Annotated in this window: 18 protein-coding genes and 1 riboswitch; of the genes, 2 read left to right on the top strand and 16 right to left on the bottom strand. The window is 73.4% G+C overall.

What is annotated here, in order from left to right; genetic code table 11:
- Positions 1-27: 27 nt before the first annotated feature.
- From ACPPVT_RS10325 to rpe, 13 genes are all read right to left on the bottom strand, one after another.
- The gene (locus tag ACPPVT_RS10325) at positions 28-720 is read right to left on the bottom strand and encodes an anti-sigma factor family protein (RefSeq protein WP_426566898.1); all 693 of its coding nucleotides are present in this window, start codon (positions 718-720) and stop codon (positions 28-30) included.
- Positions 717-1,220: a sigma-70 family RNA polymerase sigma factor gene (locus ACPPVT_RS10320; protein ID WP_426566897.1), complete on the bottom strand. Its 504-nt coding sequence runs from the start codon at positions 1,218-1,220 to the stop codon at positions 717-719. Before ACPPVT_RS10320 ends, ACPPVT_RS10325 begins: the two co-directional genes overlap by 4 nt.
- 72 nt (positions 1,221-1,292) lie before the next feature.
- Positions 1,293-1,982, bottom strand: coding sequence for a DUF5701 family protein (locus ACPPVT_RS10315; protein WP_426566896.1), 690 nt, complete (start codon positions 1,980-1,982; stop codon positions 1,293-1,295).
- Between the two features lie 35 nt (positions 1,983-2,017).
- Positions 2,018-2,584: a nucleotidyltransferase family protein gene (locus ACPPVT_RS10310; RefSeq protein WP_426566895.1), complete on the bottom strand. Its 567-nt coding sequence runs from the start codon at positions 2,582-2,584 to the stop codon at positions 2,018-2,020.
- Positions 2,581-3,063, bottom strand: coding sequence for a PH domain-containing protein (locus tag ACPPVT_RS10305; RefSeq protein WP_426566894.1), 483 nt, complete (start codon positions 3,061-3,063; stop codon positions 2,581-2,583). Before ACPPVT_RS10305 ends, ACPPVT_RS10310 begins: the two co-directional genes overlap by 4 nt.
- A gap of 4 nt (positions 3,064-3,067) precedes the next feature.
- Entirely contained in the window at positions 3,068-3,913 is an 846-nt protein-coding gene (gene hisG / locus ACPPVT_RS10300) for an ATP phosphoribosyltransferase (RefSeq protein ID WP_426566893.1), read from the bottom strand.
- A gap of 66 nt (positions 3,914-3,979) precedes the next feature.
- On the bottom strand, positions 3,980-4,243 hold the full coding sequence (locus ACPPVT_RS10295; RefSeq protein WP_426566892.1) for a phosphoribosyl-ATP diphosphatase: 264 nt from the start codon (positions 4,241-4,243) through the stop codon (positions 3,980-3,982).
- 6 nt (positions 4,244-4,249) lie between these two features.
- Positions 4,250-4,747 carry a 6,7-dimethyl-8-ribityllumazine synthase gene (ribH, locus tag ACPPVT_RS10290; RefSeq protein ID WP_426566891.1) on the bottom strand — a complete coding sequence of 166 codons (498 nt, stop codon included), beginning with the start codon at positions 4,745-4,747 and terminating at the stop codon, positions 4,250-4,252.
- The gene (ribA, locus tag ACPPVT_RS10285; RefSeq protein ID WP_426566890.1) at positions 4,744-6,066 is read right to left on the bottom strand and encodes a GTP cyclohydrolase II; all 1,323 of its coding nucleotides are present in this window, start codon (positions 6,064-6,066) and stop codon (positions 4,744-4,746) included. Before ribA ends, ribH begins: the two co-directional genes overlap by 4 nt.
- Positions 6,063-6,773, bottom strand: a complete 711-nt coding sequence (pnuC, locus tag ACPPVT_RS10280) for a nicotinamide riboside transporter PnuC (RefSeq protein WP_426566889.1) — start codon at positions 6,771-6,773, stop codon at positions 6,063-6,065. Before pnuC ends, ribA begins: the two co-directional genes overlap by 4 nt.
- Complete coding sequence (locus ACPPVT_RS10275; protein WP_426566888.1) at positions 6,770-7,396, bottom strand: riboflavin synthase; 627 nt, start codon at positions 7,394-7,396, stop codon at positions 6,770-6,772. The genes pnuC and ACPPVT_RS10275 overlap by 4 nt, the downstream gene beginning before the upstream one ends.
- Positions 7,397-8,464 (bottom strand): bifunctional diaminohydroxyphosphoribosylaminopyrimidine deaminase/5-amino-6-(5-phosphoribosylamino)uracil reductase RibD, encoded by a 1,068-nt coding sequence (ribD, locus tag ACPPVT_RS10270; protein WP_426566887.1) that lies wholly within the window; start codon positions 8,462-8,464, stop codon positions 7,397-7,399.
- A 138-nt stretch (positions 8,465-8,602) separates the two neighbouring features.
- Positions 8,603-8,731: riboswitch (FMN riboswitch) on the bottom strand.
- A 20-nt stretch (positions 8,732-8,751) separates the two neighbouring features.
- Positions 8,752-9,435 (bottom strand): ribulose-phosphate 3-epimerase, encoded by a 684-nt coding sequence (gene rpe / locus ACPPVT_RS10265; RefSeq protein ID WP_426566886.1) that lies wholly within the window; start codon positions 9,433-9,435, stop codon positions 8,752-8,754.
- Between the two features lie 102 nt (positions 9,436-9,537).
- Between rpe and ACPPVT_RS10260 the strand changes: the two genes are divergently transcribed.
- Entirely contained in the window at positions 9,538-10,833 is a 1,296-nt protein-coding gene (locus ACPPVT_RS10260; protein ID WP_426566885.1) for an MFS transporter, read from the top strand.
- Here ACPPVT_RS10260 and ACPPVT_RS10255 read toward each other — a convergent pair.
- The 3 genes from ACPPVT_RS10255 to def are packed head-to-tail and all read right to left on the bottom strand — an operon-like array spanning position 10,774 to position 13,683.
- Complete coding sequence (locus ACPPVT_RS10255) at positions 10,774-12,198, bottom strand: RsmB/NOP family class I SAM-dependent RNA methyltransferase (protein ID WP_426566884.1); 1,425 nt, start codon at positions 12,196-12,198, stop codon at positions 10,774-10,776. The genes ACPPVT_RS10260 and ACPPVT_RS10255 overlap by 60 nt on opposite strands.
- On the bottom strand, positions 12,195-13,133 hold the full coding sequence (gene fmt, locus ACPPVT_RS10250) for a methionyl-tRNA formyltransferase (RefSeq protein ID WP_426566883.1): 939 nt from the start codon (positions 13,131-13,133) through the stop codon (positions 12,195-12,197). Before fmt ends, ACPPVT_RS10255 begins: the two co-directional genes overlap by 4 nt.
- Before the next feature lie 4 nt (positions 13,134-13,137).
- Complete coding sequence (def, locus tag ACPPVT_RS10245) at positions 13,138-13,683, bottom strand: peptide deformylase (protein WP_426566882.1); 546 nt, start codon at positions 13,681-13,683, stop codon at positions 13,138-13,140.
- Positions 13,684-13,801: 118 nt separating this feature from the next.
- Between def and ACPPVT_RS10240 the strand changes: the two genes are divergently transcribed.
- Positions 13,802-14,023: a hypothetical protein gene (locus ACPPVT_RS10240; RefSeq protein WP_426566881.1), complete on the top strand. Its 222-nt coding sequence runs from the start codon at positions 13,802-13,804 to the stop codon at positions 14,021-14,023.
- Positions 14,024-14,026 lie beyond the last annotated feature (3 nt).

Here is a 14,026-nt window from a genome sequence, read left to right as displayed (position 1 = left end):
TCGCGCATCGACGGGTGAAGCCTCGACCTACGTCAGGTCGAGGTCCAGCACGGTGCGCCCGGTCAGCGTGCGGACCTGGACCGACCGGATGTCCGCCCGGCGCAGCGCGGTTCCCGCGCTCATCCGGATCTGCTTTCCGGGCACGGCATTCCACGTCCCGACCTGCTCGGTCCCACCGGCCCGGTCGACCACGACCAGGGCGTACGGAGCTTCGCCACGCTCGTAGCCCACGTACTGGCAGGTGAGGTCGAGCTTGGTCCCCCAGCCGACAGAGGTCACGGCGACGTTGGCCGAGATCGGCGCCTGGCCGATCACCCGCATGGGCGCTCCCGCGACCACGGTCGGTCGGGTCGGTGGCCTGCCTGCGCTGCCGTCGTCGCCGCCGAGCACGGTCAGGCCCAGGACCAGCGCGACCGCGGCCGCCGCACCGGCGGCGAGCGCCACCGCGAGGCCGCGTCGGCGCCGACGTGCCGACCGAAGCAGGCTGGGCAGCAGGGTGTCCGGCAGCGGGGGCACCGGCACGGGCTCGACGCCGTCGGCCAGCTCGTCCAGCACCGAGGCGGGGACGCGGGACAGCAGACCCGGCAGCCCGGCCAGCTCCTCGACCGCCGTCCGGCACGCGGAGCACTCGGTCAGGTGACGGGCGAACTCGTCTCGTTCGGCCGGTGAAAGCGCACCCAGCACGTACGGTCCCGCCCAGGTCTCGTAGGTGTCGTTCACCGGCTCACCCCCATCTCTTGAAGTGCGACCCGAAGTCGCAGCAGTGCGTAGTGCGCACGGGACTTGACCGTGCCCTCCGGGATCCCGAGTACCCGTGCCGCGTCGGCGACGGACCGTCCCCGGTAGTAGCACTCGACGAGCACCGCCCGGTGGTCGTCGCTGAGCTGGCGCAGGGCGTCGGCCACGATCCAGGACTGCAGCATCTGGTCCGTGTCGTCCTGACCGTGCTCAGGCAGCGATCCCGGGAGCGTCTCGACCCGCGAACGCTTGGTCCGCCAGTCGTCGACCACCAGCCGGCGGGCCACCGTGAACAGCCAGCCGCGGGGCGAACCGCGCTCGGGATCGAGCACCTCCGGATGCTTCCAGGCACGCAGCAGCGTCTCCTGGACGATGTCCTGGGCCTGCATCCGATCGCCGGTCAGACGCACGACGAACCCCCACAGCGCGCCCGCGTGCTCGTCGTGCAGCGCGCGCATCAGCTCAGCGTCCGTCTGTGCCATGCCCTCTCCTGGTCCACTGTCCCTGACTGCACCACGATGGCAGAGCCCGTTCAGTTCACCGTGTGTGGCGGCTCACCCTGCTCGGCCGCCGGCGGACGCCGTACCCAACCAGCTGTGCGGGTTGCCGTCCCAGCACCATCCCAGCTTCGGCGCGCCCTGGCCGATCCACATCGCCGGCACCCGCTTGTCATGGCGGCGGGACCCGGACAACATGAAGCACTTGTTCTTCGCCAGCACCTGCGGGAACTGGGTGACCAGCGCGACGCCTTCCTCGATGGTCAACGGCGTACGACCGCGTCCGAGCACGACGCGCAGGGCGTCGCGCGGCCGCACGTCGCAGAACTCCTCCCCGCGCTCGACGTCCAGCACGGCATACATCGCGGCCGTGGGGACGGTGAGTGCGTCGATCGGTAGGTATCCCGCGAGGTCACCCTCCGCGTGGTTGCGGTCCACCACGCCCGTCCGGGTGCTGCCCGGCAACGCGGTGAGCGGCATCGCCTGCTCGGCCCGGACGACGTCGCGCCGGGTGACCACCAGGAGCGGCACGTGGCCCCGATCGACCCGGGAGAGGTCCAGGCTGGACCGCCCGGCCTGGGCGAACGCCCCGAGGACGGCGGCCCGGACCGGCTCGGCCAGCGCCCGCAACGCACCCTCCCCCATCTCGGCCAAGGCCGGATACCCCTTGTCCACCAACACATCCAGCTGCCGGTCGATCTCGGCCTCGACCTGCACCTCGATCGCCGGCTCGGCTCCGGTCCGCACGCTCGCGCTCCTTCGGTGGACGACTGGAAATCGGCTCACGTTCCGAGCAGGTCCTCCGGACGGTCCACGTCGCGTGGGTGACCCGTGCCGTCGCAGTCCACCAGATCGACGTCCTGCGGGTGGGTGCGCAGCCAGACCCTGGCACCCTGGTCGCCGCGCGCGGCACCTGCCACGTCCGCCCAGGTCGACCGGGCGAACGCCACCGGATGCCCGGGCAGCCCGCCGTAGGTCGCCTGGGCGCAGGTCCCCCCGTCCGGCATCGCCTCGAGCAGTCGGCGCACCGCGTCAGCACCGATCCATGGCTGGTCGACCAGCAGCAGCACGGCTGTGGTCCACGGTCCGGCCTGAGCCGCCGTCAGCCCCACCCGCAGCGACGAGGCCATGCCCGTCGGCCAGTTCACGTTGGTGACCACCCGCGCGTCCACGTCGCGCAGCGGCACCGCGCCGGCCACCGCCAGGACGTCGGCGCAGCCGCCCTCGCGCAGGGTCTGCACCGCCCGGTCGACCAGGCGCCGGCCGTCCAGCAGGGCGAGTGCCTTGGCGCTGCCGAAGCGCCGTCCGGCCCCGGCGGCCAGCACGATGCCCACGGCCTGGCCGGTCATTCCCGCCGACCGCCCCGCCGACCGCCCCGCTGACCGCCCTGGCTGCTGACCTGCAGCAGCGCCACGAGCCGGGCCGCCTCGTGGCGCGCGTACTCGCCGTCCGAGCGCTGGATCGCCATCACGGCGACCTCGTCGCCCTCCTCGAGGTCCAGCCAGGCCCAGGCGTCGCCGCCGGAGAAGCGCACGCGCGAGATCTCCGCCCAGCTCAGCCGGCGGGTCAGCAGGACGTTCCGGACGACTACGCCGTCCTGGTCCGGCACCGCGCGGATCCTGGCGAACCGCCACATGGCCGCTGCGACGACGACACCGAACCCGAGCACCATCAGCGAGTCCGCGGCCGTCCAGCCCCGGTAGCCGGTGCTCGGCATGATGAGCGCGAGTCCGGCGAAGACCAGCAGGGCGGCCACCGCGAACGCCCAGGCGACGGTGCGGCCACGACGCGGCCGGAAGGTCGCGTACGGGTCCGGGGTAGCCGTCATCGCGTCACAGGCGACAGGCGTGGATGTCGGTGACCAGGATGGCGCGGGCACCGAGGTCGTACAGGTCGTCCATCACCTGGTTCGTGGTCGCTCTGGGGACCATGGAGCGCACCGCCACCCATCCCTTGTCGTGCAGCGGGCTGACCGTCGGCGACTCCAGCCCGGGCGTCAGCGCGCAGGCCTGCTCGACCAGCTCGACGCGAACGTCATAGTCCATCATCACGTAGCGACGGGCCGTGAGCACACCCTGCAGCCGTCGGGTCAGCACGCCGACCGCGGGGTCGGCCGGAGCGTCGACCCGGCGGATCAGCACCGCCTCGGACTCCAGGACTGGATCGCCGAACAGCGCCAGGCCCGCTGCCCGCAGCGTGCTGCCGGTCTGCACGACGTCCGCCACGACGTCCGCCACGCCGAGCCCCACCGAGGACTCGACGGCGCCGTCCAGCCGGACGATGTCCGCCTGGACGCCGTTCGCGCTCAGGTGGTGCTCCAGCAGACCGGCGTAGGAGGTCGCGATGCGCAGCCCGCCCAGGTCGGTGACCGAGCCGGCCACCCCCGGCGGCCCGGCGAACCGGAACGTCGACCGGCCGAAGCCGAGCTGGAGGATCTCCTGCGCCTGCGCGCCGGAGTCGAGCAGCAGGTCACGACCGGTCAGTCCGACGTCGAGCGTGCCGGACCCGACGTACACCGCGATGTCGCGGGGGCGCAGGTAGAAGAACTCGACGTCGTTGTCCGGGTCGGACAGGACCAGGTCGTGCGAGCTCGATCGCTGCCGGTAGCCGCTCTCGCGCAGCATGTCGGTGGCGGACTCGGACAGCGAACCCTTGTTCGGTACGGCGATGCGCAGCATCACGTGCTCCTTGCGGGCAGGGTGTGGGCGGATCTGAGCGGTGGGCGGAAGGCGCGGGGCCGCCGCTCACAGATGCGCGTACACGTCCTGCAGGGTCAGACCGCGGTCCAGCATCAGCACCTGGAGGTGGTACAGCAGCTGGCTGATCTCCTCCGCGGCGCGCTCGGGCGACTCGTGCTCGGCGGCCATCCAGACCTCGGCGGCCTCCTCGACGACCTTCTTGCCGATGGAGTGCAGGCCGGCGTCGAGCTCGGCGACGGTGCGCGAACCCTGCGGTCGGGTCCGTGCCTTGTCGCTCAGCTCGTCGAACAGGGCGTCGAAGCTCTTCACGGTCGGTCAGCCTACGGTGCGCGTGCCGGTGGCACCGATGGCGTCTCGCAACGTGATCGCCGTGGCCACCGCCGCGGTCGCCGCCTCGAACCCCTTGTCCTCGCTCGAGCCGGGCAGCCCCGCCCGGTCCAGCGCCTGCTCGTCGTCGTCGCAGGTGAGCACCCCGAAGCCGACCGGGACACCAGTGCGCGCGGCCACGTCGGTCAGACCGGCCGTCGCCGCCTGGCAGACGTAGTCGAAGTGCGGCGTGCCGCCCCGGACGACGACGCCCAGGGCAACCACCGCGTCGAATCCTGCGCCGGCCAGCCGCGCCGCCGCGACCGGCAGCTCGAAGGTGCCGGGAACGCGCAGCACCAGCGGCTGCTGCACCCCGGCGGCCGCCAGAGCACGTCGTGCGCCGTCCAGCAGTCCGTCCATCACCTGCTCGTGCCAGCTGGCCGCGACCACGGCGACCTTGAGATCGGCGACGTCCACCTCGAGAGTGGGCGCGCCGTGCCCGCTCATGCGGACTCCCGGCGCGGCGGCAGGTCGTGCCCGAACCGGCGGCGCTTGGTGTCCAGGTAAGCGGCGTTGTGCCGGGACCAGCCAGCGCGCAGCGGCAGCCGCTCGGCCACCCGCACCCCGGCCCGCTCCAGTGCGTGCACCTTGTCGGGGTTGTTGGTGAGCAGCCGCACCGTGTCGATACCGAGGTCGGCCAGGATCGCAGCGCCCGCCCAGTAGTCGCGCGCGTCCGCGGGCAGCCCGAGGTCGAGGTTCGCCTGCACCGTGTCGCGGCCGCCGTCCTGCAGGGCGTAGGCGGCGAGCTTGGCCAGGAGCCCGATGCCGCGACCCTCGTGGTCGCGCAGGTACACCACGACGCCACCGTGCTCGCCGACCTGGGCCATCGCGGCGTCCAGCTGGCCGCCGCAGTCGCAGCGCAGGGACCCGAAGGCGTCGCCGGTCAGGCACTCCGAGTGCAGCCGGGTGACCGCCTTCGCCGAGGTGGGGTCGCCGCTGACCAGGGCGACGTGCTCCGCGCCGGAGACCAGGTCGCGGTAGCCGTGCACGGTGAACTGGCCGTGCCGGGTCGGCAGCACCGTGGTGGCCTCGCGACGCACCCGGGCGTCAGGCTGAGCTTCGTCCGGCGCTTCGTCCGGCGCTTCGTCCGGCGCTTCGTCCGGCGCTTCGTCCGGCGCTTCGTCCGGCGCGGCGTCGTCGTGCGCCAGCCGCCAGGCGGCGAGGTCGGCGATGCTGACCGTGACCAGGCCGTGCTCAGCGCCGAGCTCGAGCAGCCCGGGCAGGCGCATCATCTCCCCGTCGTCCTGGACGACCTCACCGATCACGGCCACCGGCGACAGCCCCGCCAGCCGGCACAGGTCGGTGGCGGCCTCGGTGTGCCCGGCCCGCTCGAGCACCCCGCCGGATCGCGCGCGCAGCGGCAGCAGGTGCCCGGGCCGGACCAGGTCGTGCGCCGTGGACGACGGGTCGGCCAGTACCTGCAGGGTCCGTGCCCGGTCCGCGGCGCTGATCCCGGTGCTGACGCCCTCGCGCGCGTCGACGGACACGGTGTAGGCGGTGCGCAGGGTGTCCTGGTTGTCGGTCACCATCAGCGGCAGCCCCAGCCGGTCCGCCCACTGCACCGGCATCGGCGCGCACAGGTAGCCGGAGGTGTGCCGGACCGTCCACGCCAGCCACTCCGGCGTGGCGTGCTGGGCGGCGAGCACGACGTCGCCCTCGTTCTCTCGCTCCGCGTCGTCCACCACGAGCACCGGTCGACCCAGCCGCAGCTCGTCAAGAGCCTGCTCGATACCGGCCAGCTCCCGCCCGGCCCCCGGCCTCGTCATGACGACACCTGGGCCGCGGGGTCCGCGGGCGCGGCAGCGGCCGCCTGCGAGGTGCGAGCCAGCTTGAGCCAGACGAAGAAGCCCCAGATCACGAAGCCGGCGTAGACCGCGTAGAGGATTGCCGACGGGTAGAACTTGAAGTGCAGCAGCTCGGGGACGCCGACCAGGTCCACCGCGATCCAGCAGAGCCAGAAGTCGACCCATCCTCGGGCCATGGCGTACGTCGCCAGCATGGAGCCGACGAAGATCCACGCGTCGGCGAGGTAGTACCACCAGGGCGCGGGGAACCCGGCCCCGACCTCGCGGAAGATGACGAAGCAGGCCACGACGGCGACCAGGGCCGCAGGGATGTAGATCGCCCGCTCCCGGCCGGTCGCCCAGCGCGGCTCGACGGCGGCACCACTGGCGTCCGAGTGCGTGTTCTGCTGCCACCGCCACCAGCCGTAGATGCTGGTGAGGATGAAGAACACCTGCCGGAACGCCTGCCCGTAGAGCGTTGCGCCCTGCGGGTTCGTGAAGGCGACGCCGAGGAAAACCGTGAACAGCAGGGCGTTCCCGATGATCCCGACCGGCCAGGCCCACACCTTGCGGCGCATCCCGAGGATGGCGGAGGCCAGGCCGAACAGGTTCCCGATGATCTCGCGCCACAGGATCGCCTGACCGTGGATGGTCAGCTGCGACTCGAACAACCAGTTGATCACGCTCACGAACGCTCCACCTTCGTCGACTCCTCGCGGGCGGCGAGCAGCCGCTCCACGTACTTGGCCAGGACGTCCACCTCGAGGTTGACCGGCTCACCGACTGCGCGGCGTCCCAGGGTGGTGAGCTCGAGGGTCGTCGGGATGAGCGAGACCGAGAACGTGCCGGCCGCGTCGTCTAGCGCACTCACAGTCAGCGAGACTCCGTCCACGGTCACCGATCCCTTGTGCACCAGGTACGGGCTCAGCTCGGCCGGGACGGTGATGGTCACGACCTCCCAGCGCTCGCCCGGCTCGCGCCGCACGACCGTCCCGGTGCCGTCCACGTGCCCCTGGACGACGTGCCCGCCGAACCGGCCGTCGGCCCGCATCGCGCGCTCCAGGTTGACCCGCGCGCCGGGGGCCAGTGCGCCGAGGGCGCTGCGCTGCAACGTCTCGAGCATCACGTCGACGGTGAACGCGGAGTCGGCCGGCTGGCCCACCACCGTCAGGCACACCCCGTTGACGGCGATGGACTCGCCGTGCCGGGCACCGGCTGTGACCAGCGGGCCGCGGACCGTCAGCCGAGCCGACTCGGTGCCGTGCTCGAGGTCGAGGACCTCACCGAGCTCCTCGACGATGCCGGTGAACATTCAGTCCCTCCCACGGGGTTCGACGGTCGGGGTGAGCGTGAGCCGGATGTCGTCGCCGAGCCGGGTCACGTCGTCCAGGCGCAGTCGGGCGATGTCGGCGATCGAGCCGATGCCCAGGTCCGCCACCGAGGGCGCACCCAGCCCGAGCAGGGCCGGCGCGATGTAGGCCACCACGTTGTCGACCAGGCCGTGCTGCCAGAACGCGGCCGCCAGCGTCGCCCCGCCCTCCAGCCAGACGTGCCGGCTGCCCAGTGCCCACAGCGTGGCCAACGCCTCGTGCGGGTCACGGGTGGCCAGCACGATCGTGGTCGGGCAGTCCAGGTTGCTGCCCGGACGCAGCCCGCGCAGGCCCATCACGGCGCGTCTCGGCTGGCGCGGCCGGTCGTTCCCGCGCCGGTCGCGCACGGTCAGTCGCGGGTCGTCCGTCCAGGCGGTGCCGGTGCCGACCAGGATGGTGTCGGCGTCGGCTCGCAGGTCGTGCACGTCGTGCCGAGCCAACGGTCCGGTGATCCAATGGCTGCTGCCGTCCGCCGCCGCACCCCGCCCGTCCAGCGTGGCGGCCAGCTTCCAGGTGACGACCGGGCGGCCGAGGTCATGGGCCAGCTGCCAGCGCGCGACGAGCTCGGTGGCGTGCGAGCGCAGCTCGGGCGACGCGATCTGGTCGACCTGGATGCCCGCCTGGCGCAGTCGCTGCGCGCCGCCGCCGGCATCGGGGGTGGCATCGGCCCGGGCGAAGACCACCCGAGCGACCCCGGCGGTGATCAGCGCGGCGGTGCACGGACCGGTCCGGCCGGTGTGCCCGCAGGGCTCCAGCGTCACCACGGCCGTGCCGCCGTGCGCGGCGGTGCCGGCGGCTGCGAGCGCCGCGACCTCGGCGTGCGCCGTTCCGGCCCCCTCGTGCCAGCCCTCGCCGACCACCCGGCCGCAGGAGTCGAGGACCACGCAGCCCACCCGCGGGTTGGGGTCGCTCGGCGGACCCTTGCGCGCGAGCAGCAGGGCGCGCGCCATCGCGGACTCGATGCCTGCAGAGTCGACGACAGCAAGGCTCGTCGCGTCTGGACCGACCACCCTCGACCCCTCTCGCCTCGCCTCTCGGGCGGGCTCCGGGGTCGACGACGAAGGCTGGACCCTCGTCGCCACGTCACCGCGCCGGCCGTGTCGGCCGACCCAGCGACGGCGCCACCGGCCAACTGCACCTGCGACGCCGCGTGTCTCCTCCCATCCGGACTCTCACCGTCGGTCCTGGAGTTCCACCAGGTCAACCGACCGCTGGCTGCGGACGGGTCGCGGACTGTCACCGCCGGCTCGGAATTTCACCGACCCCGGAGCACGCGTGTGCTGCCGTGAGTCTAGCCCTAACCGACCGCGGCGGAGGATCCGTGGCTGTGATCCGCGGCACGGCGGCGCAGCTCGGCGATCTGCGCCGCCGCGTCGGGTGCGCCGTAGACGGCCGAACCGGCGACGAACACGTCGGCGCCGGCGTCCGCGGCGCGCTCGATCGTCTCGGTGGTGACGCCGCCGTCGACCTGCAGCCAGACGTCCAGGCCGCTGTCCCGGATAGCCTGCCGGGCTCGCCGGATCTTCGGCAGGCAGACGTCCAGGAACGTCTGGCCGCCGAACCCGGGCTCGACCGTCATCACCAGCAGCATGTCGATCTCGGGCAGCAGGTCGACGAACGCCTCGATCGGGGTGGCCGGCTTGAGCGCGAGCCCGGCGCGTGCGCCGAGCCGGCGCAGCTCGCGGGCCAGCCGGATCGGGGCGCCGGCGGCCTCGGCGTGGAAGGTGACGGACGCGGCGCCGGCCTCGGCGTAGCCGGGGGCCCAGTGGTCTGGGTCGGCGATCATCAGATGGACGTCGACCGGGATGGGACTCACCTTGGTGAGCGCCTCGACGACCGGCAGGCCCAGCGTCAGGTTGGGCACGAAGTGGTTGTCCATCACGTCGACGTGCGCCCAGTCCGCGTCCGCGATACGGGCGAGCTCGGACTCGAGGTTGGCGAAGTCGGCGTTCAGGATGCTGGGCGAGATCTGCAGGGCCACGCGGCGAGCCTAGCGAGCCTGCGGCATGTCTCTTGCCTGATGGGGCGACTCGCGATATATCTTGACTTCGTCAACGCGATATATCTCGAAGGAGGCGCTCCCGTGCGGACGATCTGGCGGCTCGTCGTGGACCAGCGGGACTACCGGCTGCTGCTCAGCGCCGGCCTGGTGTCCCAGCTCGGCGACTACGTGCTCACGGTCGGACTGATGTACCTGATCTACGACCTGACCGGGTCGACGCTGGCGACTGCGGGCGCGCTGGTCGTGGCGGTGCTTCCCCAGGTACTGCTCGCGTCCCCGGCCGGCGTCCTGGTCGACCGCTGGGACCGACGCCGCATCCTGACCGTCGCGTTCCTCGCGCACGCCGCGGCCCTGGTTCCCCTGCTGGCGGTGCGCGGCAGCGGCACGCTCTGGCTGGTCTACCTGGTCGCCGCCGGCCAGTCCCTGCTCGAGCTGCTCAGCGTCCCGGCCGAGCGGGCCCTGGTTCCGCTGCTCGTGCCCGACGAGCGCCTGATCTCGGCGAACGCGATGAATGCGCAGGCCGCAGCGGTCGCTCGGCTGGTCGGTGCCGGTGCCGGCGGGGTGGTCGCCGCGTGGGGCGGGCTGACCGCAGTCACCGTGCTCGACGCGGCGACCTTCGTCGTCGCCGCGGCTCTGGTCGCCGCCGTCCGGACGCCCGGCCGCAGCGCCCTCGAGTCGGCGTCCGACCCGCCGGCAGCTGAGCAGCTGGCCTGGTGGCACGAGTGGCGGGCCGGGCTGCGGATCGCCGCCGGCAACCGCACGCTGCGCATCCTGATCGCCTTCACCGGCGTCACCGCGGTCGGCGAGGGCGTGATGGGCACGCTGTTCGCGCCGTTCGTGCTGGACGTGCTGCACGGCGGCCCGCAGGGCTACGGGTTGGTGGTCGGCGTCCAGGCCATCGGTGGCATCGCCGGCGGCCTGCTGGTGGCCGCGTACGGCGCCCACTGGCGCCCGGCACGCCTGTTCGCTTGGGGCGCCGCCGCTTTCGGCCTGATCGACCTGACGTTGTTCCTCTACCCGCTGGCCTGGGCGCACCTGGCGCCGGCGGTGGTGCTGATGGTCGTGGTCGGCGTGCCCGGCGCGGCCGTGGTCGCCGGCGAGACGACCCTGCTGCAGCACGCCACTCAGGACGCGCACCGCGGCCGGGTGCTGGGCACGGTGATGGCCATCCAGTCCGCAGGGGTGCTCCTGGGGGCGGCCCTCGGGGGGACGCTGCCGGCCCTGCTCGGCGGCTCGACCGGGATCGTCGCGGTCATCGCCTGGCAGGGCGTGGGCTACCTGGTCTTCGGGGTCCTGGCCAGCACCGTGCTGCGGCCGTCAGTGACGACGGATCAGCGCCAGGAACATGGCATCGGTGCCGTGCCGGTGCGGCCATAGCTGGACGGTCCCTGAATCGTCGGAAGCGTCGGGCACCGGCACCAGCGCCGAGGCGTCCAGCCGGGCGGCGTCCGGACGGCGGCGCAGCACGTCGTCCACCACCAGCCGCGTCTCGGCCACGTGGGGCGAGCAGGTGACATAGGCGACCACGCCGCCTGGCCGGACGGCGTCCAGGGCACTGCTGAGCAGGGCTCGTTGCAGCGGGGCGAGCGTGGCCAGGTCGGCGGGCGTGCGCCGCCACCTCGCCTCGGGACGTCGGCGCAGCGCGCCCAGCCCGCTGCACGGGGCGTCCACCAGCACCCGGTCGTACGAGGCTGGCTCCTGCTCGCCGACCAGCCGGCCGTCCGCGGTGCGCACCTGCACGGTGTCGCCGAGCGCGGCGACCGCGGACCGCACCAGGTCCGCCCGGTGCGGCGCCTGCTCGACGGCGGTCAGCCGCGCGGCACGCGGGGCCGCCAGCGCACCGAGGAGTCCGGCCTTGCCGCCGGGACCGGCGCACAGGTCGAGCCACCGCTCGTCGGGGCCGTTCAGCTCCGCGTCCGCCAGCGCGGTCGCGACGAGCTGGCTGCCCTCGTCCTGGATGGCCGCCCGACCGTCGCGCACCGCGGCGAGCTGCCCCGGGTCGCCGGCCGGCCAGCCCACCGCGTACGGCGACCAGCGCCCGGGCTGCCCACCCGCCGCCACCAGCTCGGCCGGGTCCACCAGCCCGGGTCGGGCGACGAGAGTGACCTGCGGGGCGGCGTTGTCGGCCGCGAGCAGTGCGGTGAGCTCGTCGTCCAGCTGCTCGGCCGGCACCCCGCGACCGGCGAGGGCCTCGCGCAGTGCACGGACCACCCAGAGCGGGTGACTGCGCGCGACTGCGAGGTGTCCGAGCGGATCGGTGTCGGCCGAGGGCGCCACGGCCGCGACCCATTCCTCGACGTCCCGTTCGGCGACCTTGCGCAGCACGGCGTTGGTCAGACCGCCCGGGCCATGGCCGACCCGGTGCCGGACCAGCGCCACCGTCTCGCTCACCGCGGCGTGCGGCGGCACGCGCATGCCGACGAGCTGGTGCACGCCGAGGCGCAGGGCGTCGTGCAGGCCTTCGTCGAGCTCGGCCAGGTTGCGGTTCACGCAGCTGGCCAGCACGGCGTCGTAGAGGCCGCGCATGCGCAGCGTCCCGTAGGCCAGCTCGGTCGCGAAGGCCGCGTCCCTGCCGGTGATCCGCCGGTCGCGCAGCAGCGCGGGCAGCACCAGGTTGGCGTAGGCGTCCTGGCTGGCCACTGCGCGAAGCGTGTCGAAGGCCGCCTGCCGAGCCGGGTCCGCGCGCCGGGCCCGCTCGGACGGTCGCTGGGCCGAGCGCCTGCCGGGTGGCGGCCCGTTCACCGGCCGACCTCGTCGCCGGACTGCTTGCGCGCTCCCCTGGCCCAGTCGGCGGCCGGCATCGGCCGCTTGCCCTGCGGCTGCACGGTGCTCAGCCGGACCGGCCCGGTGCCGGTGCCGACCAGCACCTCGCGGCGGCCGACCTCCAGCCCGCCCGGTGCCAGCGGGGCGGCACCGTCGGCGCGCTCGACCGGCAGCACGGCGCCGAGCTTGAGCCGCTCCCCGTCGACCGTCGTCCAGGCACCGGGGGCCGGCGTGCAGCCGCGCACCAGCCGGTCGATCCGTACCGCCGGGGCGGACCAGTCCACCTGGGCGTGCGCCACCTCCACCTTCGGCGCCAGGCTCACCCCCGCGGCGGACTGTGGCACCGCGTCGAGCGAACCGTCGGCGATCCCGTCCAGCGTCGCGACCAGCAGCCCGGCACCGGCCTCGGCCAGCCGGGCCAGTAGGTCGCCGCTGGTGTCGGTCGGGCGCACGGTCTCGGTCATCAGGCCGTACACGGGGCCGGTGTCCATCCCGGCGTCCAGCCGGAAGGTGGTCGCGCCGGTGACCTGGTCGCCGGCCATCACGGCGCGCTGGACCGGCGCGGCGCCGCGCCAGGCCGGCAGCAGCGAGAAGTGCAGGTTCACCCAGCCGTGCGTCGGGACGTCCAGCACCTGCTGCGGAAGCAGCGCGCCGTAGGCGACTACGGGGCAGCAGTCCGGCGCCAGCGCGGTCAGCCGGTGCACGAAGTCCGGTTCGGACGGACGGCGCGGCTTGAGCACCTCGATGCCGTGCTCGGCCGCCAGCTCGCCGACGGGTGAGGCGACGAGCCGGCGTCCGCGGCCGGCCGGGGCGTCCGGGCGGGTGAGCACGGCGAGCACCTCGTGGGACGACGCGAGCACCGCACGCAGCGCGGGCACGGCCGCGTCAGGGGTACCGGCGAAGACGACGCGCACGCGGCTACAGCGCCTTGCCGAAGGTGGCGTGCGGACTGACCTTCAGCACGGGTGAGGCCAGCCCGGCCCAGTCCGCGTCCCGGATGGCCTTCATGGCGAGCTTGCGCTGGTCGCGGTCCAGCCGGTCGATGAACAGAATGCCGTCCAGGTGATCTGTCTCGTGCTGGATGCAGCGGGCCAGCAGCTCCGAGCCCTCCAGCACCACGGGCTCGCCGAACATGTTCTGCCCCTTGGCGACCACGCGCATCGCCCGCGGGGTGTCGAAGGCCAGGCCCGGCAGCGAAAGGCAGCCCTCGTCGCCGTCCTGCAGCTCCGCGGACAGGTCAAGGCTCGGGTTGACCAGGTGACCCAGCTCGTCGTCAACCCAGTAGGTGAACACCCGCAGCCCGACCCCGATCTGCGGTGCCGCCAGGCCGACTCCGGGCGCGTCGCACATCGTGTCGGTGAGATCCTTGACCAGCTGGCGCAGCTCCTTGTCGAAGTCGGTGACCTCGACCGCCGGGGTGCGCAGCACCGGATCGCCGAACAGGCGGATGTCCTGGATCGACACTCTGGGATTCCCTCGTCTCTGCGGCGGGTGGACCGACACCGCGCCAGGTCTCGGCCCGGTCAGTGTAGTGGCGGGGCCCTGGCACACTCGACCCAGCGGACGAAGAGTGGGAGTGCTGGTGAGCGAGGGCAAGCCGTGGGTCGGGGCGAGGGTCTACGCGTTCCTGTTCCGGTTCTTGGGGCCGGCCCAGCTCGGGTCGAGCAGCGAGCTCCCGACCGCCGCGCCGGACCCCGAGTTCAGCTGCCCGGTCTGCGAGCACCCGATGTCCGAGCACACCTGGACGCTGGACGCCGGGCGTCGGCGGATGGTCTGCCCGGCCCCGCCGCAGCCGCCGACCTGAACG

This window comes from Angustibacter sp. McL0619 (assembly GCF_049994355.1).
Classification (GTDB): Bacteria; Actinomycetota; Actinomycetes; order Actinomycetales; family Angustibacteraceae; genus Angustibacter.
Note: the sequence above shows the minus strand (reverse complement) of the source record. Positions and strands in the feature narration are given on the sequence as shown.

Bases quoted from the DNA above. Each gene is read 5' to 3' on its own strand.
- ACPPVT_RS10275 (WP_426566888.1), bottom strand. From the start codon at position 7,396: ATGTTCACCGGCATCGTCGAGGAGCTCGGTGAGGTCCTCGACCTCGAG.
- ribA (WP_426566890.1), bottom strand. From the start codon at position 6,066: ATGACGAGGCCGGGGGCCGGGCGGGAGCTGGCCGGTATCGAGCAGGCT.
- ACPPVT_RS10310 (WP_426566895.1), bottom strand. From the start codon at position 2,584: ATGACCGGCCAGGCCGTGGGCATCGTGCTGGCCGCCGGGGCCGGACGG.
- hisG (WP_426566893.1), bottom strand. From the start codon at position 3,913: ATGCTGCGCATCGCCGTACCGAACAAGGGTTCGCTGTCCGAGTCCGCC.
- ribH (WP_426566891.1), bottom strand. From the start codon at position 4,747: ATGAGCGGGCACGGCGCGCCCACTCTCGAGGTGGACGTCGCCGATCTC.
- ACPPVT_RS10320 (WP_426566897.1), bottom strand. From the start codon at position 1,220: ATGGCACAGACGGACGCTGAGCTGATGCGCGCGCTGCACGACGAGCAC.
- ACPPVT_RS10305 (WP_426566894.1), bottom strand. From the start codon at position 3,063: ATGACGGCTACCCCGGACCCGTACGCGACCTTCCGGCCGCGTCGTGGC.